Raw genomic sequence first — 506 nt, 5'->3', positions numbered from 1 at the left:
TCGAGCAGGACCTGCTGCCACGTGACCGGCACCACGCCGGCCTGCACCATGCGCTGCATCGCGAAATCGTGCGCGGCCTGCGACGTGCCGCCCGATGCGTCGGCGACCATGTAGATCTCGTAGTCGCCTTCGAGCATCGCGCACAGCGCGAACGTCGTGTTGCAGACTTCGGTCCACAGGCCCGAGACGACCACCTTCTTGCGGCCGTTCGCGGCGAGCGCGTCGCGCACCTTCTGGTCGTCCCACGAGTTCATCGACGTGCGTTCGAGCGTCTTCTGGTTCGGGAACACGTCGAGCAGCTCGGGATACGTGTGGCCCGAAAAGCTGTCGCTTTCGACGGTCGTGATCGTGGTCGGGATGTTGAATACCTTCGCGGCCTTCGCGAGGCCGACGACGTTGTTCTTCAGCGTCTGGCGATCGATCGACTGCACGCCGAACGCCATCTGCGGCTGCTGGTCGATGAAGATCAGCTGGCTGTTGTGCGGAGTGAGTACTTCAAGCTTCGG

The 506-nt window shown here is 63.4% G+C and carries 1 protein-coding gene; it reads right to left on the bottom strand.

The window, feature by feature from the left end; all coding sequences use genetic code 11:
* Positions 1-506, bottom strand: a 506-nt coding sequence (locus DID98_RS35555; protein WP_148093567.1) for a hydrolase, incomplete at both ends; no start/stop codon positions are given.

The organism is Burkholderia sp. Bp8984 (assembly GCF_003853755.1).
Classification (GTDB): Bacteria; Pseudomonadota; Gammaproteobacteria; order Burkholderiales; family Burkholderiaceae; genus Burkholderia.
The sequence above is the reverse complement of the archived record's forward strand: the minus strand, read 5'-3'. Positions and strand labels throughout refer to the sequence as shown.